The sequence below is a fragment of the Streptomyces sp. NPDC090077 genome (genome assembly GCF_044747545.1).
Taxonomy (GTDB): Bacteria; Actinomycetota; Actinomycetes; order Streptomycetales; family Streptomycetaceae; genus Streptomyces.
In genome coordinates this window covers 281,568-307,285 of sequence record NZ_JBIVEG010000003.1, presented here as the reverse complement: position 1 = coordinate 307,285, position 25,718 = coordinate 281,568, and the positions used below count along the sequence as shown (strand labels likewise).

The following is a 25,718-nucleotide window of genomic DNA, read 5'->3' as shown; positions in this document are numbered from 1 at the left end:
CCGCGGGGGCTTCTCTGTTTCCGAAGCACCGGATCGGGCCGATCCTCGCCCGCGACCTTGACCGTCACGACGCGGTCGACCAGCGTCATCCGCAAGTACCCGCAACTGGCCGGACAGGGGAGATCGTCATGGCGCTACGGTTCGTCGGGATAGACCCCAACACCGGCGGCGGTGGGTCGCCAACCGTCTGGGTCGACGAGGAGCAACAGGAAATCGTGATCCAGGGGTGGGACCTCGACCCCGCCCGTACTGCCGAGGTCGCGTCAACGGAGTGGGTCGCCGGACACACCGTCGGCATCCCCAAGGGCGAAACCCCGGTACGTGTGCCGTTCCGGTTCATTCCGATCTTGAGGGAGGCATGTGATGTCGCAGAACGCTCCGGACTTCGCCGCGCTGATGAGGAAGGCTGAGCACAGCGCGGTCCACCTGGAGATGCGCGACAGCTACGGAGTCGGCGACGAAGCCGAGGAGTTCGCGGAGTTCAAGCGCACCGGCCACGTCGACCTCGACCCCACCGCCCGGTGGTGGCCGGAGTGGCTCGGCATCGTCCGTGACACCGTCGGCCGCGGCGTGGTCATGCGGCGGGCCCGGATCGTTTCGGAACCGGTCACCGACTACATCAAGTGGGAACACGCGGTCACCCCGATGAACATCGGCGCCGGAGAACTGGTGCGGTGGCTACCCCGCCGGAAGGCGTCGGACATCGCGCTGCCCGGCAACGACTTGTGGCTGATCGACCGCCGGTTGGTGATGTTCCACTGGTGGACCGGTGACGGTGACTGGGCCGGTCATGAGTTCACCGAGGAGCCCGCCGTGGTCAAGATGGTCTCCGACGCGTTCGAGACGGTGTGGGAGCGCGCCACCCCCCACGACCTGTACGCCGTCTGACCGCCCACCCACCGCCTTATGCCCGCATCACCTTCCTCCAGTGCCCAAGCCGCACGCGAAGCCCTCGCTGTGCGGCTGACGCACCTGCGCCGGGACGCCGGCCTCAGCGGCAAGGAACTCTCCTCCCGCTGCGGCTGGCACCCCGCGAAGACCACCCGCATCCAGAAGGGCGAGGCCGCGCCCTCGGACACGGACATCAGGGCCTGGTGCTCCGCCTGCGACGCCGAGGACCAGGCGGCCGACCTCATCGCCACCGCCCGCGCGGTCGACTCGATGTATGTCGAATGGCGACGACGGCACCGCGACGGAATGCGGCGCACGCAGGAGGACTTCAACGTCCGGCACGCCCAGGCACAGGTGTGCCGCGTCTACGTGTCCAACGTCGTACCCGGCTTCCTCCAGACCCCCGCGTACGCCACCGCCCTGATGCAGTCCATCACCGACTTCCAGGGCACCCCCAACGACGTCAGCGAAGCCGTCGCGGCCCGTGTCGCCCGCTCCCGCTACCTGTACGAGGGCGGCCACCGCTTTGTCGTCCTCATCGAGGAGTGCGTTCTGCGGTACATCCAGGGTGACGGCGAGACCATGGCGGCCCAACTGCGGCACCTGCTCAACGTGATGCCGCTTGCCTCGCTTTCGCTGGGCGTCATCCCCTTCACCGCCCGGCGCACCATGTGGCCTCTGGAGGCGTACTACGCATACGACGACCGCTTGGTCGTGGTCGAGACGCTCACCGCCGAGATCGACGTCAGTCAGCCCGGCGAGATCGCTGACTACCTCAAGGGGTTCAACATGCTGCGGGACCTGGCTGTCTTCGGCGATCACGCGCGCGCCCTGATCGGTACCGCGATCAACGCTCTTGGGTGAGATTCCGCAATTCGCCGCAACTTCGTTGAGGCCAACCAGCGGCCCTTCATACGGTGTTCTTGCACCCCGGACCGCTCCACCGGCTCCGGGAAGTGCTCCCCCGGCAGCGGGCCGCATGCCCCATCCTCGCGCCGTCCTACGGTCCGCTGCGTCCCCCGTCGGAGAGGAGCAAGGCCATGGCCCCTCCCTGCCGCGCCGCAAGCCCGGAACCAGCGGGCGCACCCTCGCCATACAGGACCCCGCCCCCGGGTCGCCGAGCCGGGCCCTGCACGTCCGCGCGGCCGGCGGCTGGGAGAAGTTGGTGCGCCGTGCGGACAAAGAATGGGTCCTGAAGGACCCTTCCAGCCTCGAACGGGGCTGACACCCACGCACTTCCGTCCGTACCTTCCCAGGCAGTCGGCACGGACGGATAGGGCGCCGGGGCCACCGCAGAGGCTCCGGCGCCCACCCCCGAACACGATCGAGAGGAGCACCACCATGAGCACCGCAACGATCGAGCTGGGCCGGTTCCTCACCATCACCGGCCAGCGCTTCAAGGACGGCGACACCGCACCCGAGATGTTCTCCGGCGCCATCGATGCCGCCTGGCACGAGATGCTCGGCACCCCCGAGTACGCGGCCCTCTGCGAGGAGACCGCCGGCCAGCCCATCCGGCACGTCGAGAACAACGGCTTCGGCCCGATCGCCTGGGTCGCCGCCTACGAGGAGGCGTACGGGCCGCTGCCCGAGATCTGGTTCACCGACGCCGAAGGCAACGTGGACGAGGAGGGCCTGGCCCGCTACCGCGAGACTGGCCGCGTGGTGGCCGAGTGGGACTGCGGCCCCGCCGGTGGCGACGGCGACGACCTCGCCCCGGAGACCGACCTCGCGTGACCACCACCCGCACAACGGCAGCGCCCCGGCCCACCGCTGGGGCGCTGCGCCTCGTTGAGGCCAGCACCACCCGGCCGACGAGCGTCGCCATCGACGCGTACGTGCAGCGGATGACGGCCTTCTGCCCCTACCTGGCCCCCTCTATCGATCGGGGGCTGACCACGTGGACCGTGTACCGGGCCGAGGGCGACGCGAGCGCGGTGGAAGCCGAGCTGTTCTTCGCCGGTGCCACGGCGGCCGAGTGGATACGCCCTCTCACCCGGCGCCCACACGGCTCCCTCGTCTGCGAGAACATCGTCCTCCTGGGCGCCGTCCCAGGGGCCACGCACCGAAGCCTGATGGCGTGGCCGCACTGGGCGTTGAAGAACCTCTACGGCCCTGTCGGGATCATGATCGGTAAGTTCTACGCGAGCGAGGAGGAGTTCAGTAGGACCGGCGAACGCATCCCTGCCTCCCCCGTCTCGTTCCTCCCCGTGCGGGCCGGCGTACGACGGCGCGACCCCCAGTTCCTCCACGCGACCCCAGACCTGGCCGCCGCGCTCGCCGTGGCCGACGACGACGGCCGCGACGTCTTCGAGCACCTCCCTCACGACTGGACGGAGATCCGCACATGGACGAAGCGCTTCCTCCCCCCGGCGAAGCCCTCCACCACCTCGCCGCCAGCCTCGGCACTCCCCGCACCACGAAGCTCCTGAGCGACCGCCGCGGCTCCCGCGCCTGGAAGGTCACCGGGCCCGACGGAGCGGTCGCCCTCAAGGCCAACAATCCCGATGCTGACACCGTCCGCGACAAAGCCGCCGAGATGGCCCAGGAAGACGACCACCTTCGCCGCCTCACTGACGCGGGCGCCCTGACACCCGGATACCGGATCGGCGCGGGAGCCTGGGAGGGCGGCCGGTGGCTGGCCGTTCGCTGGGTCGACGGCGCCCCCGTGTGGCGGGCGTTTGCTCTTGCCCGTGGCCCTGAGGGAGACCGTCCGTCGGTCCGCCCGCGGATCCTGGGCATCGCCCGCACCTGGGCTGAGCGTCTGGCCCGGATGCACGCCACCGGATGGGCCCACGCCGACGTCCAGCCCACCAACACGCTGATCACCAACGACGGCCCCGCCGAACTCATCGACTACGCCCTGGCCTGCCACCCCGACCACACCCCGCGCGTGCCCTACCGGGGAGCGATCACCCACACCACCGCACCCGAGATCGCCCACGCCCTCCTCACCACCGGCGACGACATCCACATCACCGCCACGCCGGCCGCCGACGCGTGGGGGCTGGGCGCGTCCCTGTTCTGGTGCTGGACGGGTCACCGGCCCGTCGCCTACGAGGACGACACCCCGCGAGAGGACAAGTTGCGCGCCATCGCCAAGGGCGTCACCATCCCGCTCAGCGGCGTACGCCCCTGGGCCTTCCCCGAGTTCGAGGGCCTCATCGCCGCCTGCCTCCACCCCGACCCGGCCAGCCGCCCCTCCGCCGAGGCCCTCGCCTCATGCTGACCCTGCGCAGCCTCGCAGCCAACGACGCCTCTGCCGTCCGCTGCATCTACAGCGGAGCCGCCGTGACCTACCTCGGGCGCTCGGAGATGACCCTGCCGGAGGCAGAGCAGTATGTCCTTCAGGTCGCGGAGTGGGCGGCCTCCGAACCGGCCCAGCAGTACATCCTTGGCGTGGACGTGGTCGGCGACCTGGTCGGCGTCGTCAAGCTCGGCCGCCGCCCCCAGGGGCACGGGAGAGTGAGCTACATCCTGAGGGAAGACGTCTGGGGGCTCGGATACGCCACAGCTGCCGTGCTCCTGCTGGCCGACTTCGCGGCGGCGGCGGGCTTCGCCTCGCTCGGCGCGAAGCACCACCCCGGTAACCCCGCCTCCGGCCGCGTGCTGGCCAAAGCTGGGTTCACCGGGATCGGGGCACAGAACGACATGATCGAGTACCACCGCGATTTGTCCTGACCGCGAGGAGTACCACATGTCCACACGCACCTTCGGCCACGCCACCATCACCCTGCCCGAACTGGACGATCACGGCCTCTACCTCTCCCACGTCGACACCCTCGACAGCCCCCGCGGCACCGTCCAGGAGTTCACCTACGGGGACGCGGACCTGCGCTCGCTCGACCTCTCGGACGCCCGGCTCGTCACCGGCCGCATCACCGGCGTGCACACCAAGCGGGCCGAGTTCGAGGCCCTCAACCTGCACCGCGTGGAGATCACCGGAAGCGACCTCGGCGCAGCCCGCTGGACCGAGAGCAAGCTGACCCGCGTCCACATCCGCGACTGCAAGCTGATGGGCGCCGCCCTGGACGGCCTGGTGCTCGATGACGTCCTCTTCGAGAACTGCAAGTTCGACTACGCCACCTTCGAGAAGGTCCGCGCCACCGGCCCAGTCGCCTTCACCGGCTGCGCCTTCACCGAGGCCACGTTCACCGACTGCGACCTGGCCGACGTCGTGTTCTCCGAGTGCACGCTGCGCCTCACCGAGTTCGGAGCCGGCCGGTAACACGGACCTGCGCGGGAACGACCTCTCCGGAATCCGCGGCGTCGCCAACCTCTCGAAGATCCTCATCAACTCCGTCCAGCGGGCCGATCTCGCCGAAGCCCTCGTGGCCGACCTCGACATCACCCTGGAAGACGACTGACCGGGAGCCCTCAATGCCCCTGCACATCGCGTACGGCGACCAGGCCGCACTCCGCACCCGCTGCGAGGTCGCCGCCGTCCGCACCACCCGCGAGGACGAGAGCACCTATGAGCCCGGCGCGGTCATCGCCGCCGGGCAGTGGCGGCCCATGACCGAGGTGGACGTCAAGTCGGTCACCGCGCCCCGCAGACCCCGCGACAGCACGCTGGTGGAAATCGTCCGGCTGCCGTTCGAGGAGGGCGCCGCGCTCGAAGACATGGCTCTGCCACTCGGCGACCCGGACGCCGTGTACCTCGGGCAGGGCTACCTGGCCCCCACCGAGTACCTGCTGCACGACGGCTCGACCGAGGGCGAAGACGACCCCTCGGCCGCCGCGTTCTGGCTCGGCCACTGGCCCTCGGGCGCGCTGCCCTCGATCGTCCAGTCCGCCGCACCACTTACCCGGGGCCTGTAAGGTGCTGCCCTCTCTGGACGGAGGCAGGAGCATGGACGAGCCCTTGGAGCACTGGGCGGCCCGCCGTGAGAAGAGGCTACGACCGGTGGGAGAGAAGAAAGTCGTAACCCTCGGCTCCGGCCAGCAGCGCGCTGCGCACGTCGACCCGGACGCCCCGCGGCTGATCCTCGAATGGGACGGCTACGCCTGGCAGCCGCTCTCCACCGTCGAGAACTACACCGCCGCTCTGCGGCTGCTCAACCCGCCTCCACCGGCTCCTCCGTCGCGACCCGTACATCCGGGCAGCCCCATGGCCCCAGGCACCGGTCGGCACCGCCGAACCTGAGCGACACCGCCCCGCCCTCCAGCAGCACCGGAGAGCGGGGCAGTGTCGTGTCCGTCAGCTGTTCACCGGCCGCGCGAAGAAGGCCGTCAGCCCCTTTTCCTTGTCGCGGTACAGCGGGGCGGTGATGTGGTGCCCGCAGGACACGTACACGGCCCCCTCGGCGGGGGTCACCTCCCACACGACGTGGCTGTCGCACACGGTGCCGTTCTGGTTCGGTATCGGGCACATGTCGGTGCTGACGTCGTTCATTCGGTGATGCTCCTCCCGACGCCTCGCCGGTCACCCGAACGCACGGCCCAAGGCCCCGTCACCCCTAACAGAGGGTGGCGGGGCTTCGGTCTTTCCATCCCTGTACTGGTGGGTCCAATTCCGCTCCCGTCCAGCCTGTGGAATCTCCTTGGCGACCCCGAACTCGCTTAGTAACGTGGCGAGTTCATCCCACTCGACCAGAATTCGAGGAGACGTGTTGAAGACCCGAAAGCTCGCCATGCCCTTCGCCGTCGCGCTGCTCGTGCTCACCGGAGCCCAGGTCGCCCATGCCGACACCGTCGACCCCGCCGCAGAACAGGCCAAGGAGCAGGCGGACCGGGCCGGTACCAACAAGAGCGGTGACGTCTTCGCCACGTACAAGGGCAAGAAGATCAACCTGACCAAGGACGGCTGGGGCACCGCCAAGAACTGCGCCGAATTCCCCGACCTCACCGTCAAGTGCTTCGACACCGAAGACGAGGAAAAGGCTGCCACCAGTTCCTACAAGAAGGCCAAGAAGGGGACCAAGCACGCGATCCCCGAGGCGCCGGAAGGCAGATCCGACCTGACGGTGAAGAAGGGCGCACCGAACAAGTCCGGCTCTCTGGCCGTCGCGGTCGACGGTGACGGCACCGCCTACGCCCCGTTCGGTGCCACCCGCATCTGGGCCGACATCTGGTACTACGGCCGCCAGCTCACCTTCTACAGCGACGGCTCGAAGAACCTGGGCGACTACTCCTTCCGCGACCAGGCGTCGTCCACCTGCAACAACGACGAGATCGGCGGCATGTCGCTCTACGACTGGCGCACCGGGATGCCGGACCCGTCCATCATCACCGCACTCGGCGGATGCCTCGGAAACCTGCACAGCTACGGATACCCGTACGGCGGGAACTGGGGCGACAAGGCCGACGAACTGACCATGTAGACCCCGCTGTCTCCCGAGCCCCCGCACTGACTACGGTGTGGGGGCTCTCCCGTCGCTGCGCCCGAGGAGCCCGCCTTGATCACACGCCGTCTGCTGCTGACCGCATCCCTCCTTGCCCTGACCGGATGCTCGCTGGAGGAGCAACCCAAGGGAGACCTCTCCCTGCCCGACCGCCTCACGCCCCAGCCCCACGGGTTCTACCTCCAGGACGAGGCCAGGGACGGCGAGGCCTTCAAGTCCTGGGCGGGCTCCGCGAGCAACCCGGACTGGGCCGTCGTGAGCCACGTGAAGGCGGTGCAGCGCGTCGTGGAGGGGGAAGCCGCGTACGCCTACGTCCACACCGATCTGACCCCGGAGAAGGACGAAGCCGACCTGCAGGCCCGGGCGATCGGGGAGGCGTACGCGCAGTGGCCCCAGCGCGCCGCGGACGCGGTCCGGATCGGTGTCTTCGACGCGCAGGGCAAGCGCGTGGGAAGGGCCGTGATGGTGGAGCCCCGGCGAAGCTGACGGCGATATTCGGCCGGATGGCCTGGCAGGGGTCGATCCGGGTGGGGTCGGCAGGCAGAATCGCCCTCGTCCGACGGTGTCCAGAGGCGGGGGAACGGGCGCATGGCCGACGTGACGGCGGTTCCGGGGCTGGAGGGGGTTCCGTTGTTCGGGTCGCTCTTCGAGCTGAAGGCGGACTCCCTCGGGACCTACGCGCGGGCCCGGCAGCGGCACGGGGACGTCGTGCGGATCAGCGCCGGTCCGCCCGGGCTGCGGGCCGAGCTGTACTGCGTGTTCTCCGCGGAGGGGGCCCAGCAGGTGCTGGCCTCCGGGGCGGCGAACTTCCGCAAGGACAACGCCTTCTACCAGGAGGTCCGCGACTCCTTCGGCAACGGCCTGCTGACCAGCCAGGACGCCGACTACCTGCGCCAGCGCCGGCTGGTCCAGCCGCTGTTCACCCGCAAGCGGGTGGACGGCTACGCCGGGGCCGTCGCCGCCGAGACCGGGGACACCCTCGCCGCGTGGGAGGAGGCCCGGGACGGGATCGTCGACGTCTGCGCCGAGATGACGCACCTGGCCCTGCGCGCGGTGTCCCGGATCCTGTTCGGTGCCGACGTCGACGCCACCGCGGGTGTGGTCGACCGGTGCTTTCCGGTCATCACGGATTACGTGCTGCGCCGCGGCTACTCCCCCGCCAACCTTCCGCGCAGCTGGCCGACCCCCGGCAACCGGCGGGCCGCCGGGGCCCTGGACGAGCTGTACGCCGTCTGCGACACGATCATCGCCCAGCGGCTCGGGGCCTCCCCCGGGCAGGCGGAGGGCGAGGACCTGCTGACGCTGCTCGCCGGTGCGCGGGGCGAGGACGGCGCCGCCTTCGACCCCGCCGAACTGCGCGACCAGGTGCTGGTGTTCCTGCTCGCCGGGCACGAGACGACCGCCACCTCGCTGGCCTTCGCCCTGCACCTGCTCGGCCGCCACCCCGCGGAACAGGCCCGGGCCCGCGAGGAGGTGCGGAGCGTGCTGGGCGGGCGGGTGCCCGGGGCCGGTGACCTGGAGCGCCTCCCGTACCTCACCCGGGTGCTCAAGGAGGCGATGCGGCTGTACCCCGCGGCCCCGGTGATCGGGCGCAAGGCCGTCGCCGCCACCGAGATCGGGGGCCACACCGTACCGGCGGGCGCCGACGTGATCGTGGCCCCCTGGGTCACGCACCGCCACCCCCGGTACTGGGAGGACCCGGAGCGCTTCCACCCCGACCGGTTCACGCCGGAGGCCGAGGCCGGCCGGCACCGCTACGCGTGGTTCCCCTTCGGCGGCGGCCCGCGCGCCTGCATCGGGCAGCACTTCTCGATGCTGGAGTCCGTGATCGCGTTGGCGATGCTGCTGCGGGCTTACGAGTTCGAGGCCGTGGACCTGGAGGTGCCGGTGAGTGCCGGGATCACCCTGCGGGCGGAGGGCCCGGCGCGCTGCCGGATCCGCCGCCTGGAGGGTTAGCGTCCCGTCCCGCGTCAGCGGTAGTCGTCCGGGTGGTCCTGCATCCAGGTGTTGATCTGGTCCCGGGTGCCGATGAGCGCGCTCTGGTGCTTCTTCAGGTTCTCGAAGGTGCGGTCGCCGCCGAGTTCCTTGTCGAGCTTGGCGATGAGGGCGATCGGCTCCGGGAAGTGGCCGGGGCCCTTCGCGTCGGCCTTCATCGCGCGGTCCAGGCGGTGGAGCTCGTCGTACACCCGGCCGAGGAAGTAGGCGCAGTTCCCCGGGGTGCAGGAGTCGTTCAGGGTGGCCTGGAGTCCGGCGAAGGCGTCCCGGACCAGCTCGGGCGGGGTCGAGGGCAGGCCGCTCGCGGAGGGCTGGGCGCTCACCGGAGGCCGGCCGGTCGGCGTCGCGGCCGGCGTGGGCGCGCCCGTGGCGGTGGTGCCCGCGCTCGGGGACGCGGCGGTGCCGGGGACCGGCGCGGAGGTGGCGGGCGCGGCGGGCGACGGGGCCTTGGGCTTCGGCTCGGTGCCGCTCCCGCAGGAGACGGTGAAGGCCGCGAGGCCCACGGTCAGCGCTGCGGCGGCGGCCGTGCGCAGGGTCGATCGGAACATCGGAATTTCCCCCCGGTTTGCGATGATCGCCAGAGCCTACCCGCCGCCCTCGCCGGGAACGCCCGCAGGGGTGTGGTTGCCCTTCAGTCGTTCCAGGTCGGAGGGCCGGACCTGGATCGCGAAGACCGCGATGACCGCGCCGACGAGGGTGAACAGCGAGGCCGCGACGAAGGCCGCGCCGACCCCGGAGGTCAGCACCTGGTCGGCCCAGGGTTTGGGGAGTTCTCCGGTACGGGCGAAGAGGGCCTTCTGCACGGGGCTCGCCGAGCCGAGGAAGGCCGGCACCTGCTCCTTGGCCTCGTTGCGGCTGGCCGTACCGAAGACGGTGACCAGGATCGAGAGTCCGAGCGATCCGCCGATCTGCTGCATGGTGTTGAGCAGCCCGGAGGCGGCGCCGGACTCCCGGTCGGCGACGTCGGACAGCGCCATCAGGGTGAGGGAGACGAACTGGAGTCCCATGCCGGTGGCGAACACCATGATCGGGCCGAGGACGCTCCCGAGGTAGGTGGAGTGGACGTCGATCAGGGTCAGCCAGCCCAGCCCGGCCGCGCAGCACAGTGCGCCGGTCACCATGAAGGGCTTGGGCCCGTACCTCGGCAGCAGTTGCGAGGTGGCGCCGGCGGCCAGCGCGACCATCACGCTGACCGGCAGGAAGGCGAGTCCGGCCCGCAGCGGGCTGAAGCCGAGGACGTTCTGCACGAACAGGGTCAGGAAGAAGAACATGCCGAAGATCGCGCAGGCGAGGAAGAGCATGATCCCGTAGGTTCCGGCGCGGTTGCGGTCGGCGAACATGTGGAGCGGTGTGATGGGCTGCGGCGAGCGCCGCTCGTTGAGGACGAACAGGACCAGCAGGACCACGGCGGCGGCGAAGGAGCCGAGGGTGATCCCGTCGCGCCAGCCCTCCTGGGAGGCGCGGATGAAGCCGTAGACGAGGGCGACCATGCCGCAGGTGCCCAGCAGCGCGCCGGCCAGGTCGAAGTGTCCGGGGTGGCGTTCGGACTCGTGCAGGACCCGGGCGGCCAGTACGGCGATCAGCAGGGCGATCGGGACGTTGACGAAGAGCACCCAGCGCCAGTCGAGCCATTCGACCAGTACGCCGCCCGCGAGGAGTCCGATCGCACCGCCGCCGGCGGAGACGGCGGCGAACACGCCGAAGGCCCGGTTGCGGGCCGGGCCTTCGCGGAAGGTGGTGGTGATCAGCGCGAGCGAGGTCGGGGAGGCGATGGCTCCGCCGACGCCCTGGAGGGCCCGGGCGGCCATCAGCTGGCCCGCGTTCTGGGCGAGTCCGCCGAGCAGGGAGGCCAGGCCGAAGAGCAGGACGCCGAAGATGAAGACGCGCTTGCGGCCGAGGATGTCGCCGGTGCGGCCGCCGAGCAGGAGCAGGCCGCCGAAGGTCAGGGTGTAGGCGTTGACCACCCAGGACAGGCTCTCGGTGGAGAAGTCGAGGTCCGTCTGGATGTGTGGTAGCGCGATGTTCACGATGGTGATGTCGAGTACCACCATGAGCTGGCAGGAGGCGATCACGAACAGGGCCAGCCCGTTTCCGCTCCCGCGGACCTTGCCGTCGGTCCCGTTGTCGTGCGGCAGTGCGTTCGGGTCCACCAGTCGACGCTAAGCCCGCGGACCGGAGGGCACCACTCGAATGGCCTATGCTATGTGATATTGCACATGCCACAATAAGATCATGGACGAATTCCTCGGACTCTCCGCCGCCACGGCCCGGTTCACCCACGGCTCGCCCAGGGCCTTCTCGTTCGGCGACGACGGACGCCTCCTGTGGTTCCTGCGCTCCACGGGGCCCACCGACGCCCTCGAAAGCCTCTGGGTCCTCGACACCGCCACCGGCACCGAGACCCGGCTCGCCGACCCGCGCGCGCTCTCCCCCGAACCCGGCGAACTCCCCGCCGCCGAGCGCCGGCTGCGCGAGCGCACCCGGCTCGTCGCCGCCGGGATCGGCTCGTACGCCCTCTCCGGCGACGGCCGCAGCGCCGTCTTCCCGCTCTACGGGAGGCTGTACGCGGTCACCTGCGACAGCACCGGCGTGCCCGAGGAGCTCCCGGCCGTCGGCCCGGCCCTGGACCCGCGCCCCAACAGCGACGGCTCGCGCACCGCCTACGTCTGCGACGACGCCCTGTACGTCCACCCCGGCGGCCGGATCAGCCCCGCCGACGGAGCCCGCTGGGGCCTCGCGGAGTTCGCCGCCGCCGAGGAACTCGGCCGCGCCCGGGGCCACTGGTGGTCCCCCGACGGGGTCACCCTGCTCGCAGCCCGCGTCGACGAGAGCGCCCTCCCGCGCCGCCACTTCGCCGACCCGGCGCACCCGGAGCTCCCGGCCGAGGACTTCGCGTACCCCGAGGCGGGCGGCCCCAACGCCGACGTGCAGCTGTGGGTGCTCGGGCCGGACGGCGGCCGGGTACGGCTCGACTGGGACGCCGGGGCCTACCCCTACGTCTCCGACGCCGGCTGGGAGTCCGCGACGGAGATCCTGCTGACCGTCCAGGACCGGCTCCAGCGGAACGTGCTCCTGCTCGGCGCCGACCCGGTCACCGGCCGCACCGAGGAGCTGTCCCGCACCAGCCACCCCCAGTGGGTGGACCCCCTCCTGCCCGGAACCCCGGCACGGCTGCCCGACGGGCGGATGCTCACCGCCGCCGACACCCCGCACGGCACCGCGCGCGGCCTCGCCCTCGACGGGAAGCCCCTCACCGGCGAGGGGATACAGGTCCGCCGGGTGGCCGGCCTCCACGAGGGCCGGCTGCTCGTCGAGGCCGGACGGCGCGACCCCGCGGAGCAGCAGGTGCTGCTGCTGGACCCCGACAGCGGTGGGCTGACCCCGCTCGCCGACGGGCCCGGGGTGCACGGCGTGTCGGCATCGGCCGGGACCCTGCTGCTGACCAGCGCCGACGCCGACGGGATCCGGCGTACCGTACGCACCCCGGACGGCCGCGCGTTCAGCCCCGCCGACCTGTCCGCCCCGCTGCCGTACCGCGTGGAGCCGGTCCTGGAACGGGTCACCGAGCTCGGGATCCCCACCTCCGTGGTGCTGCCGCGCGGGCACGTACCGGGGCGGCGGCTGCCGGTGCTGATGGACTGCTACGGCGGCCCCGGCTTCCAGGACGTGTCCGCCGAGCCGCGCCGCTGGCAGCCCCGCCAGTGGTGGGCCGACCAGGGTTTCGCCGTGGTGACTGTCGACAACCGGGGCACCCCTTACGTCTCGCCCGCCTTCACCCACGCCGTGTACCGGGGCTTCTCCGAGGTCACCCTGGAGGACCAGGTCGCGGCCCTGCGGGCGCTCGGCGAACGCCACCGCGACCTCGACCTCGGCCGGGTCGGGATCCGCGGCTGGTCCTACGGCGGCTACCTGTCCGCGATGGCGGTGCTGCGCCGGCCGGACGTCTTCCACGCCGCGGCCGCCGGGGCCGCGCCGACCGACTTCCGGCACTACGACACCGCGTACACCGAGCGCTACCTCGGGCTCCCCGGGGAGCACCCCGAGGTGTACGAGCGGGACTCGCTGATCCCGGACGCGCCCCGGCTGACCCGGCCGCTGCTGCTGGTCACGGGCCTGGCCGACGACAACGTCCACCCCTCCCACACCCTGCGGCTGTCGCAGGCCCTCACCGACGCGGGCCGCCCGCACCAGCTGCTGGCGCTGCCCGGGGTCACGCACATGACCCCGGGCGGGACCCGGGAGAAGGTCATGGCGCTGGAGCTGGAGTTCTTCCGCCGCGAGCTGGGCCTCTGACACCCCCGCACGGCGGGAGGGCCTCGCGGACACCGTCGTCCGCGAGGCCCTCCCTGCTTCCCGTGATCCCCGTCAGTCACCCGGGAAGTGACAGGCCACCTCCCGCGAGGCGACGGGCCGCAGCAGCGGCCGCTCGGTGCGGCAGACCTCCTGCGCCAAGGGGCAGCGCGGGTGGAAGGTGCAGCCCGGAGGCGGGGCGGCCGGGCTCGGCGGGTCGCCGAGCAGCACGATCCGCTCCCGCCGCCGCTCCGCCGCCGGGTCGGGCAGCGGTACGGCGGACAGCAGCGCCTTGGTGTAGGGGTGCTGCGGGTTCTCGTAGAGGGACTTCTTGTCCCCGGTCTCGACGATCCGGCCGAGGTACATGACGGCCACGCGGTCGCTGACCCGCTTGACCACCGAGAGGTCGTGGGCGATGAACACGTAGGCCAGGCCCAGTTCGGCGCGCAGCCGCTCCATCAGGTTGACGATCTGCGCCTGGACGGACACGTCGAGGGCGGAGACCGGCTCGTCGGCGATCACCAGCCGGGGGCTGGTGGCCAGCGAGCGGGCGATGCCGATGCGCTGGGCCTGGCCGCCGGAGAACTCGTGCGGGTAGCGGTCGATGTGCTCGGGGATCAGCCCGGTCAGCTCCATCAGCTCGGCGGCCCGGCGGCGGGCGTCCGCCGCGGTCCAGCCCTGCACCAGCAGCGGGTCGGAGATGATCCGGGCGACCGTCTGGCGGGGGTTGAGGGAGGAGTGCGGGTCCTGGAAGACCATCTGGATGTCGCGGCGCAGGGGGCGCAGCGCCCCCTGGGACAGCCGGCTGATGTCCCGGCCGTCGAACGTGATGCTGCCGGAGGTGGGTTCCAGCAGCCTGACCAGCATCCGGCCGGTGGTGGACTTGCCGCAGCCGGACTCGCCGACGAGGCCGAGGGTGCGGCCGGGTTCCAGGTCGAAGGAGATCCCGTCGACGGCCCGGACGGGCGCGGCCCGGCGCCCGGTCAGCGACCGCTTGCCGGGGAAGGTCATGGTCAGGTCGCGTACGGAGAGCAGGGGCCCGGCCGGGGCCTCCGGCCGGGCGGCCCGGTCCTGGCGGGTGGCCGGGGCGGTCATCGGGACACCTCCGGGGTCGGGACGGTGACGGGGGCGGGGGCGGGGCCGGGGAAGTGGCAGGCGGCGGTCCGGTCCGGGGAGCCGTACGGGCGCAGTTCGGGCCGTTCGCCGGTGCAGCGCTCCCGGTCCGGCCCGGGGCCGGTGGCGGCGTGCGGGCAGCGGGGGGCGAAGGCGCAGCCCGGGGCCCGGTTCAGCAGGGAGGGCGGGGAGCCGGGGATGGAGGGCAGCGGGACGTCGTCGGCGGTGTCGAGGCGGGGCAGGGAGTCGAGCAGGCCCCGGGTGTAGGGGTGGGCGGGGTCGGTGAACAGGGCGTCTGCGGGGGCCTGTTCGGCGGCGCGGCCGCCGTACATGACGAGGACCTCGTGGGCGACGCGGGCCACCACCCCCAGGTCGTGGGTGATCATCACGACGCCGAGTCCGCGTTCCTCCTGGAGGCGGGCGATCAGTTCGAGGATCTGGGCCTGGACGGTGACGTCGAGGGCGGTGGTGGGCTCGTCGGCGATGAGCAGGTCGGGTTCGCAGGCGAGGGCCATGGCGATCATGGCGCGCTGGCGCATGCCGCCGGAGAACTGGTGGGGGTACTCCCCCGCCCGGCGGGCCGGTTCGGGGATGCCGACCTCGCCGAGCATGTCGACGGCGCGTTTGCGGGCGGCGGCGCGGCCGGCCCGGAAGTGCACCCGGTAGTGCTCGGCGATCTGCTCGCCGACGGTGTAGTAGGGGTGGAGGCTGGACAGCGGGTCCTGGAAGATCATGGCCATCCTGCGGCCGCGGACCTTGGCGAGTTCCTTCTCGGGCAGGCCGTTCAGTTCCTGTCCGGCGAGGGTGACGGAGCCGGTGACCTCGGCGCCGGTGCGGTGCAGGCCCATGACGGCGAGGGAGGTGACGGACTTCCCGGATCCGGATTCGCCGACGATGCCGAGGGTGCGGCCCGCTTCGACGGTGAAGCCGAGGGAGTCGACGGCGCGTACGGTCCCGCGCGGGGTGCTGAACGTGACGTGCAGGTCGCGCACTTCGAGCAGCGGGGTGGTCATCAGTACCTCACCCTCGGGTCGATGACGGCGTAGAGGAGGTCGACGGCGAGGTTCGCGACGACGATGAAGAAGGCGGCGAGCAGGGTGACCCCGAGGACCACGGGCTGGTCGGAGCTGACGAGGGCTCCGTAGAAGAGCCTGCCGATGCCGGGGAGTCCGAAGATGGACTCGGTGATGACGGCGCCGGCGAGCAGTCCGCCGAGGTCCATGCCGAAGATGGTGAGGATGGGGGTCATGCCGGAGCGGAGCCCGTGTTTGACGACGACGGTCCGTTCGGGCATGCCCTTGGCGCGGGCGGTGCGGATGTACGGCTCGGCCATCGCCTCGATCATGGAGCCGCGGCTCTGGCGCGCGTACATGGCGGCGTAGAGCAGGGCGAGCGCGGTCCAGGGCAGGAGCAGGTTGGAGGCCCAGCCGAGGGGGTCGTCGGTGAGGGCCCGGTAGCTGGGGTAGGGCAGCAGTCCGGCGGTGCGGATGACTCCGTAGATGAGCATGACGGAGGTGAAGTAGACGGGCAGGGAGGCGGCGGCGACGGCGCCGACCATGAGGGCCTTGTCGGTGGCGGTGTCCTTGCGCAGGGCGGCGGTGACTCCGGCGCCGAGGCCCAGCAGGAGCCAGAGGGCGGCGGCGCCGACGGCGAGGGAGGCGGAGACGGGGAGCCGGTCCATCAGCAGGTCCCAGACGGGCAGGGAGTTCTCGTACGAGTAGCCCAGGCAGGGGAAGTCGCACTGGACGGCGTACTGGCCGGAGCCGAGGGTGCGGCCGGTGAAGATGCCGGTGAGGAAGTCGGTGAACTGCCGCCACAGGGGCTGGTCGAGGCCGAGGTAGGCGCGTACGTCGGCCAGCCGTTCGGCGCTGCAGGTCTTGCCGCAGGCCGCGGCGGCCGGGTCGGTGGGCAGGACGTAGAAGATGAGGAAGGTGACGGCCGCGATGGCGAGGAGCACGCCGGCCAGGGCGAGCAGGCGGCGCAGCAGGTAGAGGATCAACTGCGGCCGCCCCTCGGGTCGAGGATGTCGCGCAGGGCGTCGCCGAGGAGGGTGAAGGCGAGGACGGCGAGGAAGAGGAAGACGCTCGGGATGACGAAGTACATGGGGTCGGTCTCGTAGAAGGCCACGGACTCGGCGATCATCTGGCCCCAGGACGGGGTGGGCGGGCGGACCCCGACGCCGAGGTAGCTGAGGGCGGCCTCGGTGCTGATCATGCCGGGGATGAGCAGGGTGGTGTAGGCGATGACCGGGCCGGAGACGCCCGGGAGGATGTCGCGGGTCAGGATGCGCCAGGCGCTCGCCCCGCCGACGCGGGCGGCGTCGACGTACTCGCGGTGCTTGAGGGAGAGGGTCTGGCCGCGGACGACGCGGGCGACGCCGGGCCAGCCGAAGAGGCCGATGACGGCGGTCATCAGGAGGATGCGGTTGACGTCCTTGGCCACGGACAGCATCGCGATCATGAAGATCAGCGAGGGAAAGGACATGGTGAGGTCCATCAGCCGGGACAGGACGGCGTCGGTGCGCCCGCCGAAGTAGCCGGCCGCGATGCCGGCGGCGGTTCCGGCGAGGACGACGATGGCGGTGGCGGCGAAGGCGATGAGCAGGGAGACCTGGGCTCCGTGGACGACGCGGGCGAACAGGTCGCGGCCGGTGACGGGTTCGACGCCGAGCCAGTGCTCGGGGCCGATCCCGCCGAGGGGGCCGAGCGGGAGGCCGCCGAGGTAGGGGTCGACGGCGCTCTTGTCGAACTCCTCGGGGGACCAGCCGCCGAGGGCGCCGAGCCAGGGGGCGGTGGCGGCCATCAGGACGAAGAGGAGGACGACGGCGGCGCTGACGCGGACGGCGGGGCGGCGGCGCAGTTCCCGCCGGGCGAGCTGCCAGGGGCTGCTGCCGGGGGCCGCCGCGGGCGGTTCGGGCGCGGCGGCGGGCGCGGGGGCGGCGCCCGGTGCGGTGGTGGTCATGGTGTCGGGGCCCCGGGCTTCCTCAGCCCTGGCTCTTCGACGGGTCCTTGAGGCCGACCGTCCCGTAGTCGATGGTGCCGGTCCAGACGGGGTGGCCGTAGGCGCCGGCGATGTTGGTGCCGATGAGCAGCGGCTTGCGCTCCAGCAGGACCGGGACGGAGGGGGACTTCTTCATGATCTCGGCGTCGAGGTCGATCCAGGCCTGGTTGGCCTGCTTGGCGTCGGCCATGGCGTTGATCTCGTCGATCCGCTTCATGGTGGCCTCGTCGCGGAACTGGGAATAGTTGCCCTGGTTGCCCTTGTCCTTGATGGTGCGTCCGTCGAAGACGAAGGGGATCCAGGTGGATCCGGAGGGGTAGTCGGGGCACCAGCCGGTGAGAGTCATGTCGGGCGTGGTGGAGAGGTCGCCGATGACGTCGTAGTAGGCGCCGGGGTCGACGGTGTCGATGACGACCTGCACTCCGGCGCGGGACAGGCCCTGCTGGACGGCCTCGGCCTTGCCCTTGTCGCCGGTGGAGACGGACAGGGAGACCTTCAGGTTCTCCTTGCCGGCGGCCTTGAGGAGTTCCCTGGCCTTGGCGGGGTCGCCGGACGGGGCGATCCCCAGGGTGTCGGCCTGCTTGCCGCCCGTCAGGGCCGGGGGCAGGTAGGCGGTGGCGACCTCGTTGAGGGCGGGTCCGCCGCCGGCGGTGACCACGGCCTCCTTGTCGACGGCGTACTGCATGGCCTCGCGGACCTTGGGGTCGTCGAAGGGGGCGCGGGAGTTGTTGAGGTGGAGCATCTCGGTACAGCCCTGGGACTCGGCGAGCAGGCGTGCCTTGATGTCGGGCTTGGGCAGCACCTTGGGGGCGCTCTCGGGGCGCATGTCCTGGTACTCGACGGCGGAGGCGTCGGCGCCGTCGGAGGCGATGATCCGGTCGTCGACCTGGCCGCCCTTGAGGCCCATGACGACCACGAACCGGTCCGGGTAGGCCTTGCGGACGGTGTCGGTCTTCGGGTCCCAGTGCTCGTTGCGGACGAGGACGAGCTTCTTGTCGCGGTCGTACGTCTCGATCTTGTAGGGGCCGGAGGAGAAGGGGCGGGCGTCGTACTGGGTGCCCTTCTCCTGGGACTGCGGGACGGGCGCGAAGGTCGGCAGGGTGGCGGTCGCGGAGAACTCGGCGACGGGGCGCTTGAGTTCGAAGACGATCGTCCGGTCGTCTGGGGTCTTGACGGAGTCGAGGTGCTGCCCCTGGAGGGGGCCCTTGTAGCCGTCGGCGCCGGCCAGGTACTGGGCGGCGTAGTCGGGGCCGCCGGTGAGGTCGGGCGCGAAGGAGCGCTCGACGTTGTACTTGACGTCCTGGGCCCTGATGGGGCTGCCGTCCTCGTACTTGAGGCCCTCCTTGAGGGTGAAGGTCCAGGTGCGGCCGCCGTTGGAGGAGGTGCCGAGGTCGGTGGCGAGGTCGGGGACCAGTTCGCTGCCGGCCTTGCCGGGCTCGGCCTTGAAGGTGACGAGCGTGCGGTAGAGCAGCCGGGTGCCGAAGTCGATGGTCGGCAGCGTCCAGTTGCGGGCCGGGTCGAGGTGGGCGAAGTCCTGGTTGGACAGGACGGTGAGGGTGCCGCCCCTGGCCGGGGTGCCGCCGAGGACCTTCCCGTCGTTGGCGGCGGCGGGGTTGGAGGCGCCGCCGGCGGCGGGGCCCTTCTTGGGGTCGGAGCAGCCCGAGGCGCCGAGTACGAGCGTCGCCACCAGGGCGGTGGCGAGGGTGAGCTGGGTGCGCTTGGTCATGGGTCACTCCAGTGAAGGGCCGCGCTTTAGGATGTGACCGGTAACATAGTAATGTGAAATTGTACTGACAAGAGGTTGCCGCCGCTGTTATCCAGCCGTGTCCAAATCACCGCCTCTGCAGGGGAGTTGGCACGGCCGTCTAGGCTGCGCCGCATGGATGTCGTACCGCTCCCGCCGATCCGCCACCTCAGGTCGGTACTCAGAGGCCTCAGCGGGAACCCCGCCCTGGGCCAGGACCTGGCCGTGGACCTGCTCCCCCACCTGATGTCCGCCATCCGGCTCGTCCTGCGCGCCGGCACCGGGCCGGGCACGACGCTGTGCGAGGCGTTCCTGGCCGATGGCAGGGCCCTGGAGCTGGCCCACGCACCCGTGCTCCCGGACGGGATCGCCGCGCGGCTGGCGGCGCACCCCGATCCGGAGGTCCGGGCCCGGCGGGCGCAGGAGGAAGGGCCGAAAGCCGGGCGGCACGCGCTGTTCGCCCGTGACCCGGAGCCCGCCGTCCGCATCGGCCTCGCCGACAACCCCCGGCTCGCCCCGGAGCAGGCCGCCGTACTGGCGGCGGACGGCGACCGGACGGTGCGCCAGACGCTGGCGCAGCGGCGGCAGACACCGGAGGAGGACGTCCTGCGGACGCTCCTGACCGACCCCGACGCCGAGGTGCGGGCCACCGCCTGCCGCCGCCACCGGCCGCCGGACGACCTGCACCGCGTGCTGTTCGCCGACCCGGCCGTCCGCAGCCGGATCGTCCCCTTCCTCCACCTGGCACCGGACACCGCGGCGGAACTCGCCGCCGACCCCGACGAGGACGTCCGGGAAGCACTGGCCGCCCATCCGGAACTGCCCGCCGCCCTGCGCGACACGCTGGCCGGGGACGCCTCCCCGTACGTCCGCGCCGAGGTCTTCCGGCGCGCCGACACCCCGCCGGACCAGCGGGCCCGGATCCACGCCTGGCTGACCGCCGGCGCCCGGCGCTTCGACGAGGGGCTGCCCCCGCCCGGACCGGTCGGGGGCGAGGGGTGGGACCTCGACGAGACGGACCTCGGGTGCAAACTCGCCATGGCCGGAGTGAGCACGGGTGCCTACCCCTGGGTCCAGGCCGACCCCCTCCCCCACACCTCCTCGCCGTACCCCGGCCTGCGCCTGGCCGCCGCGTGCAGCGAACGGCTGCCCCTCGACGCGCGGAGGGCCATGCTGGCCGACGAGGACGCGGCCGTCCGCCTCGTGGCCCTGGCCCGGCTTCCGGAGGTGGACCCCGCCGTCGCCGAGGACCTCGACCGGCGCCACCACCGGCAGACCAAATTCCGCGACAGGCCGGCGGATTACGCCGCCTTCCCGCCCGAGACGCTGCGGCGGTTCGCGGGCGACCCCGACGCCTGGATACGCGTACTCGCGCTGCGCGACCCGGAGTTGCCGTCCGTGCTGCTCGAACGGCTCGCGGCCGACGAGGCGGAGTCCGTGCGGCGCGCCTGCGCCAGGCATCCCCGTCTGCCGGTGGAGGCGCTGGTGCGGCTGCTCGGGGACGCGGAGGAGAGCGTCGCCGAGGCGGCCGCTGCCGCGCCCGGACTGCCGCCGGAGGTGATGCGGGCGGTCCTCGGGCAGGCCGACACGGCAGCCGGGCCGCCACCCCCGGCGGCCCCCTGCGACGGGGGCTGCCGGTAGGCCGTTACAGGCCGGAGCCGAGGCGGCCCGTGGGGCGGCCCACCGGTTCGTTGCGGCCCTGGGCCCAGAGGGAGCGGACGTGGCCGAGGTGGCGGGTCATGCAGGCCTCGGCCGCCTCGGCGTCGCCGGCGATCATCAGGTCGAGCAGCTCGATGTGCTCCTCGGCGGAGGAGACCAGCTTGCCGGCCTCGTCCAGGCCCGTGAGGCCGTACAGCCGGGAGCGCTTGCGCAGGTCGCCGACGGTCTCGACCAGGCGCTCGTTGCCCGCGAGGGCGAGCAGGCCGAGGTGGAAGCGGCGGTCGGCCTCCAGGTAGCCGATGAGGTTGTGCTCGCGGGCGCTGCTGACGATCTCCTCGGCGACCGGGCGCAGCGCCTCCAGCTGCTCCGCCGTGGCCATCCGGGTGACCCGGCCGACGGTCGGGACCTCGATCATCGTGCGGAGTTCGGTGTACTGGTCGAGGTCGCGCTCACTGACCTCGGTGATCCGGAAGCCCTTGTTGCGGACCGGCTCCACCAGGCCCTCGCGGGCGAGGTCCAGCATGGCCTCGCGGACCGGGGTGGCCGAGACGCCGAGTTCGGCGGCGAGGCCCGGGGCCGAGTAGACGCTTCCGGGGCGCAGCTCGCCCGCTATCAGCGCGGCGCGCAGGGCGTGGCCGACCTGGTCGCGCAGCCGCTCCTGGGCCTTGATGAGACTGTGCTGCTTCAGGTCACCCATTGCTCTTCCTCCGAGACCCCGCACACCACCGACGTGCGGAGGAACAGCGTACAATGTCACGTTTCGCTGTTCGCTCCGGTCGCGTGGTAGATCGCCACCGCGACGGCAAGATCTTCCCAGGCCATGCCCACGCTCTTGAAGAGCTGTGGACAACTCGCCCTCCCTCCCGCGGAATTGCGTCCCGCGACCAGGTCGGCGAGGGTGCCGGTGATATGACCGGGCCCGATCGCGCCCTCGGCCTCCGGCACCAGCAGGTCCCCCGCCTCCCGCAGCGCGGCCGCCCGCGACTCCACGTACACCGCCGCGCGTCGCACGAGGGCGGTGTCGGTCTCCCGGGCGTCCGGCTCGTGCGAGCCGACCGCCACGACCACCGCCCCCGGGTCGACCAGGCGCCCGTCGAACAGCGGCTCGCGGGCGGTGGTGCAGCACAGGACCAGATCGGCGCCGGCCACGTCGGCGGGCGTGCCCGTGCGGGCGGGGACGCCCAGGGCCCGGGCGTGCGCGGCCAGCCGCTCCGCACGCCCCGGGTCGCGGGCCACGACCACCGCCCCGGCCAGGTCCCGCAGTTCCAGCACCGCTTCGAGGTGCCCGTACGCCTGCGGCCCCGAGCCGAACAGCACCAGCCGCAGCGGGCGCCCGGGCGCGGTCAGGTACCGCAGGGCGAGCACGGAGACCGCCGGGGTGCGCAGGGCGGTCAGGGCGGCGCCGTCCAGGAGGGCCAGCGGGCGCAGGGTCGGACCGTCCAGCAGGAGGTAGCTGCCGGTGATCCGGGGCAGTCCGCGCGCCGGGTTGCCGGGGGCCACCCCGGCGATCTTCACCCCGGCGTACGCACCCGACGCGGCCGGCATGAGCAGCAGCTCGCCGCCAGGCGTCGGCACGCTGGTGCGCTGCGGGCAGGTCTCCGGGTCCAGGCCGGTGCGCAGGGCCGCCTCCAGGGCGTCGGCTGCCCGCCCGGGGGTGAGCGCGCCCGCCGTCCCGCGGGCGTCCAGCCGCAGGAGGCCCGTCACAGCAGGAAGCCCGTGCCGAGGGCGTCGTGCGGGTCGGCGATGAAGGCGTGCTCGCCGGTGCGGTAGGCGGTCCCGGTGACCTCGGTGACCCCGTCCGCGAGCATCCGCCCGGTGAAGACGGTGCCGGTCACCGACTCGTGCAGCAGGTCCTCCCCCGCCCCGAGCCGGCCGTCCTCGGCCAGCAGCGCGAGCCGGGCGGAGGTCCCGGAGCCGCAGGGCGAGCGGTCGGTCTGCCCGTCGGCGAAGACGGTGACGTTGCGCTGGTGCGGCCCGAAGGGGGTGTCGGGCAGCTCCTCGTACAGCACCACCCCGTAGACCCCCGAGAGGAGCGGGCCGCCCGGGTGCCAGGTCGCCGGGTGGGTGGCGAGGGCGGCCCGGACCTCCCGCCCGGCGCGCACGAGTTCGGGCAGCGCGGCCGGGGTGACCTGGAGGCCGAGGTCCCGGGCGGCCACGGAGGCGTAGCAGGCCCCGGCGTGGGCGATGTCCACCTCCGCGAGGCCGAGCGTGGTGGCCACCGGGACCTTGCGGGCCGCCACCCGGGCCGGGACGTTGCGGAAGGTGACCCCGGTGGTGCGGCCCCCGGACCGGTGGACGGTGGCGGTGACCCGGCCCGAGGGCACGTCGATGCGCACCTGTGCGTCCCCGTCGTCGGGCGCCGGGACGCGGCCGGTGTCCACGGCCCAGGCGCCGAGCGCCATGGTGCCGTGGCCGCAGGCGGTGGAGTAGCCGTCCTTGTGCCAGAACAGCACCCCGAGGTGGGCCCCGTCGTCGTCCGGGGGCACCACGAACCCCCCGTACATCCCGGCGTGCCCGCGCGGCTCCTGCACCAGCAGCCGGCGTACGTCGTCCAGGGCGCTGCGGCGCGGCATGGTCCCGGAGCCCCCGGGACCGATGGCGGTGGCGCAGCGCTCGGCGACGGTGTCGCCGGGGACGGGGGGCAGCCCGCCGGTGGTGGTGTCGACGATGCGGAAGGGCTCCCCCGCCGTGTGGTAGTCGGTGGTGCGGACGGTGGTCACAGCAGGAACCCTCCGGGGAAGGGGTCGGTCGGGTCGAGGAAGTACTGGGCGGTGCCGGTGATCCAGGCCCGGCCGGTGACGGTGGGCACCACCGCCGGGAGCCCGCCGACCGTGGTCTCCCCGACGAGCCGGCCGGTGAACTCGGTGCCGATGAAGGACTCGTTGACGAAGTCCGTGCCGAGCGGCAGCAGCCCCCGGGCGTGCAGCTGGGCCATGCGCGCGCTGGTCCCCGTACCGCAGGGCGAGCGGTCGAACCAGCCGGGGTGGATGGCCATGGCGTGCCGGGAGCGGTGGGCGTCGGAGCCGGGGGCGGCGAGGTAGACGTGCTTGACCCCGGCGATGGAGGGGTTCTCCGGGTGGACGGGCCGGTCGGGCCCCCCGTTGACCGCGTCCATGACCGCGAGTCCGGCGGCGATCAGGTCCTCCTTGCGGGCCCGGTCGAAGGGGAGCCCGAGGGCGTCGAGTTCGACGAAGGCGTAGAAGTTCCCGCCGTAGGCGAGGTCGTAGGTGACCGTGCCGAAGCCGGGCACCTCGGCCTTCAGGTCGAGGCCCACGCAGAAGGACGGGACGTTGGTGAGGGTGACGGCGGTGGCCGCGCCGTCCTCGACGCGGACGTCGACGCTCACCAGTCCGGCCGGGGTGTCGAGCCGGACCGTGGTGACCGGCTCGACGGCCGGGACCATGCCGGTCTCGACCAGGACGGTGGCCACCCCGATCGTGCCGTGCCCGCACATCGGCAGCAGGCCCGACACCTCGATGTACAGGACGCCGAAGTCGGCGTCGGGCCGGGTGGGGGGCTGGAGGATCGCACCGCTCATCGCCGCGTGGCCGCGCGGCTCGTACATGAGCAGGGTGCGGACGTGGTCCATGTGCTCCATGAAGTGGAGCCGCTTGTCGGCCATGGTGGCGCCGGGGACCACCCCGACTCCCCCGGTGATCACCCGGGTGGGCATGCCCTCCGTGTGGGAGTCCACGGCGTGGTAGATGTGGCGCGTGCGCATTGCGTTCCCCTCGTTCGTCCCCTCCGGGGAACCTAGTTGAGGCCTTCGGCCAGGGCCTTCTCGGTGGCGGCGCGCACGGCGGCCTCGGTCTCCCCGGTGAGCGGGAAGCGCGGGGGGCGGGTGGCGCCGCCGGGGCGTCCGGCGAGGTCCATCGACAGCTTGATGGCCTGGACGAACTCGGTCTTGGAGTCCCAGCGCAGCAGGGAGTGCAGGGACTTGTAGAGCGGCAGGGCGGTGGCGAGGTCGCCGGCGACGGCGGCCCGGTAGAGGGTGGCGCAGGACTGCGGCAGGGCGTTGGGGTAGCCGGCGATCCAGCCGACGGCGCCGGCCAGGGCGAGTTCGAGCAGGACGTCGTCGGCGCCGATGAGCAGGTCGAGGCCGGGGGCGAGTTCGGCGATCTCGTAGGCGCGGCGGACGTCGCCGCTGAACTCCTTGACGGCGACGATGCTGCCGTCGGCGTGCAGCCGGGCGAGGAGGTCGGGGGTCAGGTCCACCTTGGTGTCGTACGGGTTGTTGTAGGCGACCACGGGCAGGCCCGAGCGGGCGACCTCCGCGTAGTGGGCGCGCACCGTCTGCTCGTCGGCACGGAAGGCGTTGGGCGGGAGCAGCAGGACGGAGCCCGCGCCGGCCTCGGCGGCCTGGTCGGCCCAGCGGCGGGCCTCGGCGCTGCCGTACGCGGCCACGCCGGGCATCACGCGGGCGCCGTCGCCGGCGGCCTCGACGGCGGTGCGGACCACGCGGGCCCGCTCCTCGTCGGTGAGGGTCTGGTACTCGCCGAGGGAGCCGTTGGGGACGACGCCGTCGCAGCCGCCCGCGATGAGCCAGGCGACGTGTTCGGCGTAGGCGTCGTAGTCGACGCTCAGGTCCGCGCGCAGGGGGAGGGCGGTGGCGACCATGATGCCGTGCCAGGGGCGGGTGCGGGTGTCGGTGCTGGGCGCGGGGGTGGGCGCGTGGTTCATGA

28 protein-coding genes are annotated in these 25,718 nt (G+C 72.4%); 15 read left to right on the top strand and 13 right to left on the bottom strand.

Annotated features, from left to right (window positions below; genetic code table 11):
• The first annotated feature begins 128 nt into the window (after window positions 1–128).
• The 10 genes from ACIPW5_RS08290 (at window position 129) to ACIPW5_RS08245 (ending at window position 6,037) form a co-directional block, all read left to right on the top strand.
• Window positions 129–410 carry a hypothetical protein gene (locus ACIPW5_RS08290; protein WP_401242027.1) on the top strand — a complete coding sequence of 94 codons (282 nt, stop codon included), beginning with the start codon at window positions 129–131 and terminating at the stop codon, window positions 408–410.
• Window positions 364–888: a DUF6879 family protein gene (locus ACIPW5_RS08285; protein WP_401242024.1), complete on the top strand. Its 525-nt coding sequence runs from the start codon at window positions 364–366 to the stop codon at window positions 886–888. Before ACIPW5_RS08290 ends, ACIPW5_RS08285 begins: the two co-directional genes overlap by 47 nt.
• 18 nt (window positions 889–906) lie before the next feature.
• Window positions 907–1,755 (top strand): helix-turn-helix domain-containing protein, encoded by an 849-nt coding sequence (locus ACIPW5_RS08280; protein ID WP_401242021.1) that lies wholly within the window; start codon window positions 907–909, stop codon window positions 1,753–1,755.
• A gap of 477 nt (window positions 1,756–2,232) precedes the next feature.
• Window positions 2,233–2,628, top strand: a complete 396-nt coding sequence (locus tag ACIPW5_RS08275; RefSeq protein ID WP_401242018.1) for a hypothetical protein — start codon at window positions 2,233–2,235, stop codon at window positions 2,626–2,628.
• Window positions 2,625–3,323 (top strand): DUF6875 domain-containing protein, encoded by a 699-nt coding sequence (locus tag ACIPW5_RS08270; RefSeq protein ID WP_401242015.1) that lies wholly within the window; start codon window positions 2,625–2,627, stop codon window positions 3,321–3,323. The genes ACIPW5_RS08275 and ACIPW5_RS08270 overlap by 4 nt, the downstream gene beginning before the upstream one ends.
• Window positions 3,239–4,120, top strand: a complete 882-nt coding sequence (locus ACIPW5_RS08265; protein WP_401242013.1) for a hypothetical protein — start codon at window positions 3,239–3,241, stop codon at window positions 4,118–4,120. The genes ACIPW5_RS08270 and ACIPW5_RS08265 overlap by 85 nt, the downstream gene beginning before the upstream one ends.
• On the top strand, window positions 4,114–4,572 hold the full coding sequence (locus ACIPW5_RS08260) for a GNAT family N-acetyltransferase (protein WP_401242010.1): 459 nt from the start codon (window positions 4,114–4,116) through the stop codon (window positions 4,570–4,572). Before ACIPW5_RS08265 ends, ACIPW5_RS08260 begins: the two co-directional genes overlap by 7 nt.
• A gap of 16 nt (window positions 4,573–4,588) precedes the next feature.
• On the top strand, window positions 4,589–5,119 hold the full coding sequence (locus ACIPW5_RS08255; RefSeq protein WP_401242007.1) for a pentapeptide repeat-containing protein: 531 nt from the start codon (window positions 4,589–4,591) through the stop codon (window positions 5,117–5,119).
• 152 nt (window positions 5,120–5,271) lie between these two features.
• Window positions 5,272–5,712 carry a hypothetical protein gene (locus ACIPW5_RS08250; protein WP_401242005.1) on the top strand — a complete coding sequence of 147 codons (441 nt, stop codon included), beginning with the start codon at window positions 5,272–5,274 and terminating at the stop codon, window positions 5,710–5,712.
• 31 nt (window positions 5,713–5,743) lie between these two features.
• The gene (locus ACIPW5_RS08245) at window positions 5,744–6,037 is read left to right on the top strand and encodes a DUF6087 family protein (RefSeq protein ID WP_401242003.1); all 294 of its coding nucleotides are present in this window, start codon (window positions 5,744–5,746) and stop codon (window positions 6,035–6,037) included.
• A 54-nt stretch (window positions 6,038–6,091) separates the two neighbouring features.
• Here ACIPW5_RS08245 and ACIPW5_RS08240 read toward each other — a convergent pair whose 3' ends face one another.
• Window positions 6,092–6,286: a hypothetical protein gene (locus ACIPW5_RS08240; protein ID WP_401242000.1), complete on the bottom strand. Its 195-nt coding sequence runs from the start codon at window positions 6,284–6,286 to the stop codon at window positions 6,092–6,094.
• A 217-nt stretch (window positions 6,287–6,503) separates the two neighbouring features.
• On the opposite strand from ACIPW5_RS08240, the gene ACIPW5_RS08235 reads away from it, so the two are divergent.
• The 3 genes from ACIPW5_RS08235 to ACIPW5_RS08225 all read left to right on the top strand — a co-directional run bounded on the left by ACIPW5_RS08235 (window position 6,504) and on the right by ACIPW5_RS08225 (window position 9,191).
• Window positions 6,504–7,214 (top strand): hypothetical protein, encoded by a 711-nt coding sequence (locus tag ACIPW5_RS08235; RefSeq protein ID WP_401241998.1) that lies wholly within the window; start codon window positions 6,504–6,506, stop codon window positions 7,212–7,214.
• Between the two features lie 75 nt (window positions 7,215–7,289).
• Complete coding sequence (locus ACIPW5_RS08230; RefSeq protein ID WP_401241996.1) at window positions 7,290–7,721, top strand: hypothetical protein; 432 nt, start codon at window positions 7,290–7,292, stop codon at window positions 7,719–7,721.
• A 102-nt stretch (window positions 7,722–7,823) separates the two neighbouring features.
• Window positions 7,824–9,191: a cytochrome P450 gene (locus ACIPW5_RS08225; protein WP_401241993.1), complete on the top strand. Its 1,368-nt coding sequence runs from the start codon at window positions 7,824–7,826 to the stop codon at window positions 9,189–9,191.
• Between the two features lie 14 nt (window positions 9,192–9,205).
• Here ACIPW5_RS08225 and ACIPW5_RS08220 read toward each other — a convergent pair whose 3' ends face one another.
• A complete protein-coding gene (locus ACIPW5_RS08220; RefSeq protein ID WP_401241991.1) occupies window positions 9,206–9,778 on the bottom strand; it encodes a hypothetical protein in 573 nt (190 codons plus the stop codon).
• Window positions 9,779–9,814: 36 nt separating this feature from the next.
• Complete coding sequence (locus ACIPW5_RS08215; protein WP_401241989.1) at window positions 9,815–11,380, bottom strand: MFS transporter; 1,566 nt, start codon at window positions 11,378–11,380, stop codon at window positions 9,815–9,817.
• 82 nt (window positions 11,381–11,462) lie between these two features.
• Here ACIPW5_RS08215 and ACIPW5_RS08210 point away from each other — a divergent pair, with 82 nt between their 5' ends.
• The gene (locus tag ACIPW5_RS08210; RefSeq protein ID WP_401241986.1) at window positions 11,463–13,523 is read left to right on the top strand and encodes a prolyl oligopeptidase family serine peptidase; all 2,061 of its coding nucleotides are present in this window, start codon (window positions 11,463–11,465) and stop codon (window positions 13,521–13,523) included.
• Between the two features lie 72 nt (window positions 13,524–13,595).
• Here the strand turns inward: ACIPW5_RS08210 and ACIPW5_RS08205 are convergent, their stop codons facing one another.
• The 5 genes from ACIPW5_RS08205 to ACIPW5_RS08185 are packed head-to-tail and all read right to left on the bottom strand — an operon-like array spanning window position 13,596 to window position 19,359.
• Window positions 13,596–14,615, bottom strand: a complete 1,020-nt coding sequence (locus ACIPW5_RS08205; protein WP_401241984.1) for an ABC transporter ATP-binding protein — start codon at window positions 14,613–14,615, stop codon at window positions 13,596–13,598.
• A complete protein-coding gene (locus tag ACIPW5_RS08200) occupies window positions 14,612–15,646 on the bottom strand; it encodes an ABC transporter ATP-binding protein (RefSeq protein WP_401241981.1) in 1,035 nt (344 codons plus the stop codon). The genes ACIPW5_RS08205 and ACIPW5_RS08200 overlap by 4 nt, the downstream gene beginning before the upstream one ends.
• Window positions 15,646–16,632, bottom strand: a complete 987-nt coding sequence (locus tag ACIPW5_RS08195; RefSeq protein ID WP_401241979.1) for an ABC transporter permease — start codon at window positions 16,630–16,632, stop codon at window positions 15,646–15,648. Before ACIPW5_RS08195 ends, ACIPW5_RS08200 begins: the two co-directional genes overlap by 1 nt.
• Window positions 16,629–17,594 (bottom strand): ABC transporter permease, encoded by a 966-nt coding sequence (locus ACIPW5_RS08190; RefSeq protein WP_401241976.1) that lies wholly within the window; start codon window positions 17,592–17,594, stop codon window positions 16,629–16,631. Before ACIPW5_RS08190 ends, ACIPW5_RS08195 begins: the two co-directional genes overlap by 4 nt.
• A 22-nt stretch (window positions 17,595–17,616) precedes the next feature.
• The gene (locus tag ACIPW5_RS08185) at window positions 17,617–19,359 is read right to left on the bottom strand and encodes an ABC transporter substrate-binding protein (protein ID WP_401241974.1); all 1,743 of its coding nucleotides are present in this window, start codon (window positions 19,357–19,359) and stop codon (window positions 17,617–17,619) included.
• 153 nt (window positions 19,360–19,512) lie between these two features.
• On the opposite strand from ACIPW5_RS08185, the gene ACIPW5_RS08180 reads away from it, so the two are divergent.
• A complete protein-coding gene (locus ACIPW5_RS08180) occupies window positions 19,513–21,018 on the top strand; it encodes a hypothetical protein (RefSeq protein WP_401241972.1) in 1,506 nt (501 codons plus the stop codon).
• 4 nt (window positions 21,019–21,022) lie between these two features.
• Here the strand turns inward: ACIPW5_RS08180 and ACIPW5_RS08175 are convergent, their stop codons facing one another.
• From ACIPW5_RS08175 to ACIPW5_RS08155, 5 genes are read right to left on the bottom strand one after another with little or no spacing between them, the layout of a single operon-like run.
• Window positions 21,023–21,733, bottom strand: a complete 711-nt coding sequence (locus ACIPW5_RS08175; protein ID WP_401241970.1) for a GntR family transcriptional regulator — start codon at window positions 21,731–21,733, stop codon at window positions 21,023–21,025.
• 56 nt (window positions 21,734–21,789) lie between these two features.
• Entirely contained in the window at window positions 21,790–22,740 is a 951-nt protein-coding gene (locus tag ACIPW5_RS08170) for an ornithine cyclodeaminase family protein (protein ID WP_401241967.1), read from the bottom strand.
• A complete protein-coding gene (locus tag ACIPW5_RS08165; protein WP_401241966.1) occupies window positions 22,737–23,756 on the bottom strand; it encodes a proline racemase family protein in 1,020 nt (339 codons plus the stop codon). Before ACIPW5_RS08165 ends, ACIPW5_RS08170 begins: the two co-directional genes overlap by 4 nt.
• Window positions 23,753–24,757, bottom strand: a complete 1,005-nt coding sequence (locus ACIPW5_RS08160; protein WP_401241963.1) for a proline racemase family protein — start codon at window positions 24,755–24,757, stop codon at window positions 23,753–23,755. Before ACIPW5_RS08160 ends, ACIPW5_RS08165 begins: the two co-directional genes overlap by 4 nt.
• Window positions 24,758–24,789: 32 nt before the next feature.
• Window positions 24,790–25,716: a dihydrodipicolinate synthase family protein gene (locus ACIPW5_RS08155; RefSeq protein WP_401241961.1), complete on the bottom strand. Its 927-nt coding sequence runs from the start codon at window positions 25,714–25,716 to the stop codon at window positions 24,790–24,792.
• Between the last annotated feature and the right edge of the window lie 2 nt (window positions 25,717–25,718).

Bases quoted from the DNA above. Each gene is read 5' to 3' on its own strand.
- ACIPW5_RS08200 (WP_401241981.1), bottom strand. From the start codon at position 15,646: ATGACCACCCCGCTGCTCGAAGTGCGCGACCTGCACGTCACGTTCAGC.
- ACIPW5_RS08275 (WP_401242018.1), top strand. From the start codon at position 2,233: ATGAGCACCGCAACGATCGAGCTGGGCCGGTTCCTCACCATCACCGGC.
- ACIPW5_RS08285 (WP_401242024.1), top strand. From the start codon at position 364: ATGTCGCAGAACGCTCCGGACTTCGCCGCGCTGATGAGGAAGGCTGAG.
- ACIPW5_RS08220 (WP_401241991.1), bottom strand. From the start codon at position 9,778: ATGTTCCGATCGACCCTGCGCACGGCCGCCGCCGCAGCGCTGACCGTG.
- ACIPW5_RS08205 (WP_401241984.1), bottom strand. From the start codon at position 14,615: ATGACCGCCCCGGCCACCCGCCAGGACCGGGCCGCCCGGCCGGAGGCC.
- ACIPW5_RS08180 (WP_401241972.1), top strand. From the start codon at position 19,513: ATGGATGTCGTACCGCTCCCGCCGATCCGCCACCTCAGGTCGGTACTC.
- ACIPW5_RS08155 (WP_401241961.1), bottom strand. From the start codon at position 25,716: ATGAACCACGCGCCCACCCCCGCGCCCAGCACCGACACCCGCACCCGC.
- ACIPW5_RS08290 (WP_401242027.1), top strand. From the start codon at position 129: ATGGCGCTACGGTTCGTCGGGATAGACCCCAACACCGGCGGCGGTGGG.
- ACIPW5_RS08240 (WP_401242000.1), bottom strand. From the start codon at position 6,286: ATGAACGACGTCAGCACCGACATGTGCCCGATACCGAACCAGAACGGC.
- ACIPW5_RS08255 (WP_401242007.1), top strand. From the start codon at position 4,589: ATGTCCACACGCACCTTCGGCCACGCCACCATCACCCTGCCCGAACTG.
- ACIPW5_RS08250 (WP_401242005.1), top strand. From the start codon at position 5,272: ATGCCCCTGCACATCGCGTACGGCGACCAGGCCGCACTCCGCACCCGC.
- ACIPW5_RS08260 (WP_401242010.1), top strand. From the start codon at position 4,114: ATGCTGACCCTGCGCAGCCTCGCAGCCAACGACGCCTCTGCCGTCCGC.
- ACIPW5_RS08160 (WP_401241963.1), bottom strand. From the start codon at position 24,757: ATGCGCACGCGCCACATCTACCACGCCGTGGACTCCCACACGGAGGGC.
- ACIPW5_RS08175 (WP_401241970.1), bottom strand. From the start codon at position 21,733: ATGGGTGACCTGAAGCAGCACAGTCTCATCAAGGCCCAGGAGCGGCTG.
- ACIPW5_RS08245 (WP_401242003.1), top strand. From the start codon at position 5,744: ATGGACGAGCCCTTGGAGCACTGGGCGGCCCGCCGTGAGAAGAGGCTA.
- ACIPW5_RS08280 (WP_401242021.1), top strand. From the start codon at position 907: ATGCCCGCATCACCTTCCTCCAGTGCCCAAGCCGCACGCGAAGCCCTC.
- ACIPW5_RS08210 (WP_401241986.1), top strand. From the start codon at position 11,463: ATGGACGAATTCCTCGGACTCTCCGCCGCCACGGCCCGGTTCACCCAC.
- ACIPW5_RS08265 (WP_401242013.1), top strand. From the start codon at position 3,239: ATGGACGAAGCGCTTCCTCCCCCCGGCGAAGCCCTCCACCACCTCGCC.
- ACIPW5_RS08190 (WP_401241976.1), bottom strand. From the start codon at position 17,594: ATGACCACCACCGCACCGGGCGCCGCCCCCGCGCCCGCCGCCGCGCCC.
- ACIPW5_RS08225 (WP_401241993.1), top strand. From the start codon at position 7,824: ATGGCCGACGTGACGGCGGTTCCGGGGCTGGAGGGGGTTCCGTTGTTC.
- ACIPW5_RS08185 (WP_401241974.1), bottom strand. From the start codon at position 19,359: ATGACCAAGCGCACCCAGCTCACCCTCGCCACCGCCCTGGTGGCGACG.